General features: G+C 75.9%; 4 protein-coding genes. 2 read left to right on the top strand and 2 right to left on the bottom strand.

The window, feature by feature from the left end; all coding sequences use genetic code 11:
- Positions 1–4: 4 nt before the first annotated feature.
- Together VF468_31310 and VF468_31305 are read right to left on the bottom strand one after the other, a co-directional pair.
- Positions 5–1189: an aromatic acid exporter family protein gene (locus tag VF468_31310; protein ID HEX5882775.1), complete on the bottom strand. Its 1185-nt coding sequence runs from the start codon at positions 1187–1189 to the stop codon at positions 5–7.
- Between the two features lie 6 nt (positions 1190–1195).
- Positions 1196–1849: a hypothetical protein gene (locus VF468_31305; GenBank protein HEX5882774.1), complete on the bottom strand. Its 654-nt coding sequence runs from the start codon at positions 1847–1849 to the stop codon at positions 1196–1198.
- Between the two features lie 225 nt (positions 1850–2074).
- Here VF468_31305 and VF468_31300 point away from each other — a divergent pair, with 225 nt between their 5' ends.
- Together VF468_31300 and VF468_31295 are read left to right on the top strand one after the other, a co-directional pair.
- Positions 2075–2344: a hypothetical protein gene (locus VF468_31300; protein HEX5882773.1), complete on the top strand. Its 270-nt coding sequence runs from the start codon at positions 2075–2077 to the stop codon at positions 2342–2344.
- Positions 2345–2388: 44 nt separating this feature from the next.
- Positions 2389–2805: helix-turn-helix domain-containing protein (locus tag VF468_31295; GenBank protein HEX5882772.1), on the top strand; the 417-nt coding region annotated here is incomplete at its 3' end.

Below are 2805 nucleotides of genomic sequence, written 5' to 3'. Positions count from 1 at the left end.
GAAGTCAGGCTGGGCGGTTGGTTCCTGGCCAGGTGGTGCCCTCGGGGTCGAGCTCGGAGAGCAGGCGGTCGACGTTGGCCAGCAGGTGGCCGTAGACCTGCCAGGCTCCGGGTTCATCGCGCGGGCCGGTGGCCATGGCCTTGGCCAGGTCGTCGCGGCCGGCCCGGGCCCTGGCCAGGGCCCGCTGCAGCGGCGCCTGGTTGGCCAGGGGGCCGGGGATGCTGGCCGCGACGTGCTCGCCGAAGGTGCGGACGGCGTCGGCGACCTCGGCCAGCAGGCGGCCGATGGCGGCCCGCAGCTCCGGGTCGGGGCCGCGGCCGCCGGTGTGGGTGTCCAGGCCGACCAACGAACGGCACAGGCCTCTGACCAGGATCGCCGAGTGCTCCAGGGTGGTCATGGCGGCCTGCAGCTCCTCGGAGGGGTCGCCGACGAGCCGGCGTCGGGGGTTGAGGCGCAGGCTGTCCTCGGCCTTGCCGACCGCCTCCCTGGTCTCGCCGATCTCGCCGTCGAGCTGGCGCGCCTCCAGCAGCCGCTCGTAGGCGTCCTCGCCCGACCAGCCCTCGCGGAGGTCGGCGGCGACGCCCTCCAGCACCCGGGCCATGTCGTCGGCCAGCCCGTAGATGGCCTCGCCGGCCGGCCGGATGTACACGGGCGGGGCCAGGACGGCGTTGACGACCACCCCGACCGCGGCGCCGATCAGCGTCTCCAGCACCCGGGTGCGGGCGACCCCTGTGGTGCCGCCCAGGGTCATGACGAGCAGGGCGCTGATCGGGACCTCGATCCGGTGCGCGCCCAGCTTCAGGACCTGGCCGATGGCCAGGGAGACGAAGATGATCAGGCCGACGCTCCACCAGTGCAGCCCGAGCACGTCGGCCACGAGCAGCGCCAGCAGCACCCCGGCGGTCACGCTGGCCACCCGCTGGAGGCTGCCGGTGATCGTCTTGACGAGGGTGAGCTGGGTGACCAGCAGGGCGGTCAGGGGCGCGAGCACGGGCGGCTGCGACCCGGGCAGGCGCAGGGCCAGCTCCCAGGAGATCACCGCCGCCAGGGTGGTCTTGGCCGTGCGCAGGCCCAGCGGTGCCCCTTCGCTGCGCCGCCGGACCAGCCGGCCGAGGTCGACCCGCCGTGCCAGCCGGCGCGCCGACCGCCGCAGCGTGCGCCGCAGCGACCCGGCCGGCCCAGTGCCCACCGGGACCTACCCCCGGAACGACGGGTGGATGACGGCGCCGTCGGCCAGCTCGAACGCGTCCAGGTAGTTGCGGTCCTCGAAGTCGCCCCGCTCCACGGTCCCGGGCTCGAAGCGGAGCCGCACCACCGTGACCGGGGCGGCCGCGCCGGGGAGCTGGTAGCGCCCGGTCAGCCGGACCCGCGGCGGGTCGCCGGCGGTGGCGACCTGGCTCTGCTGGATGGCCCGCATGATGCGCATGACCCCGAAGCGGGCGTTGTTCTCGGTCAGGCCCTGGCTCCCGGCGCGGCGGATGTCCCAGGTGACGGCGACCTGGTCGCCGCCGGTCGGGGCCGTCACCGAGGTGACCTCGCCGGCCTCGCCCAGCTCGGCCTGGACGGCCTGGCGGAGCTGCTCGGAGGCCGTCGGCGGCTGGGCCGCGGTGGTCGGCGCCGCCGGCGCGGCCGTCGTCGAGGGCGCCCCGAACCCCCCGGTGGTGACCGACGGCGCCGGGTCGGGCCCGCCGACGAGGAACGCGGGGAGGATCAGGGCGGCCACGATCACCACGACCGCCCCGATCAGCACCATCCCCACCGGGTGCCGGTACCACGGCGGCGGCGCCCCCGGCGGGCGCGGCGCCTTGCGCGGCGGCGGCGGCCGGTACCCCCACGGCTGCCGCGGCACCGGCGGCTCCCCCCACCCCCGCGGCGGCGGCGGCTCCCGCGGCGGCTGTGGCCGCGTCCACGGCTGCCCGCCCCACGGCTGCGGCTGCGGCTTCGGCGGCTGCTCCGGCGGCTGGTCCACTCCCTGGGTCTCCTCCTCGTGGACGACCGGCCCGTCGCGGGCCGTCCCACGCCAAGCCTATAGACTGCCCCGCCGGAAGGACGGCCAAGCTGCGGGAGCTGGCACATGCAAGAGGACAGGGAATCCGTCGACCGGCAGCCCACCGGCGTCCCGGCGGAGGCGACCGGCGCAAGCGCGACCGGCGCGAACGCCACGGGGGCGTCCAGTGTCGGGTTCGCCGCCGTGGTGGCGCTGGCGGGTGGGGCGGTCGCGCTCGGGGTGGTGGCCGTGGGGCGGCTGGTGATCCGGCGGGCGGTGATCCGCGAGCTGCGGGTCGGCGAGCTGGAGATCGGGCGCCTGCGGGTGGGGCGCCTGGAGGTGACCGAGCCCGGCTAGTGTCCTGAGTCGTTGGTGCGTGGACGGTTTGTTTGTGTCTAGGGATGGACGCCACAGCTGACATCCGACCGCGCCGCCGAGGCCCCAAGCTCCCCGAGCTGGCGCTGACCGACGAGGAGCGCACCACCCTGGAGCGCTGGGCCAGGCGGCGGACCTCCAGCCAGGCGCTGGCCGAGCGCTGCCGGATCGTGCTGGCCTGCGCCGAAGGTCGCAGCAACACCGAGGTCGCCCAGCACCTGGGGGTGGCCCGGTCCACGGTCATCAAGTGGCGCTCGCGGTTCCTGGCCCGCCGGCTGGAGGGACTGGTGGACGAACCCCGTCCGGGCGCCCCTCGCAAGCTCAGCGACGAGCACATCGAACGGGTCATCGTCACCACCCTGGAGACCACCCCCGCCGATGCCACCCATTGGTCGACCCGGTCGCTGGCGCGGGCGCTGGGGCTGAACCAGACCGCGGTCAGC

This window comes from Actinomycetota bacterium, assembly GCA_036280995.1.
Taxonomy (GTDB): Bacteria; Actinomycetota; CALGFH01; order CALGFH01; family CALGFH01; genus CALGFH01.
The sequence above is the reverse complement of the archived record's forward strand: the minus strand, read 5'-3'. Positions and strand labels throughout refer to the sequence as shown.

What these genes read in the sequence shown, in the direction of transcription:
- VF468_31300 (HEX5882773.1), top strand. Translation starts at nt 2,075, where the DNA reads ATGCAAGAGGACAGGGAATCCGTCGACCGGCAGCCCACCGGCGTCCCG.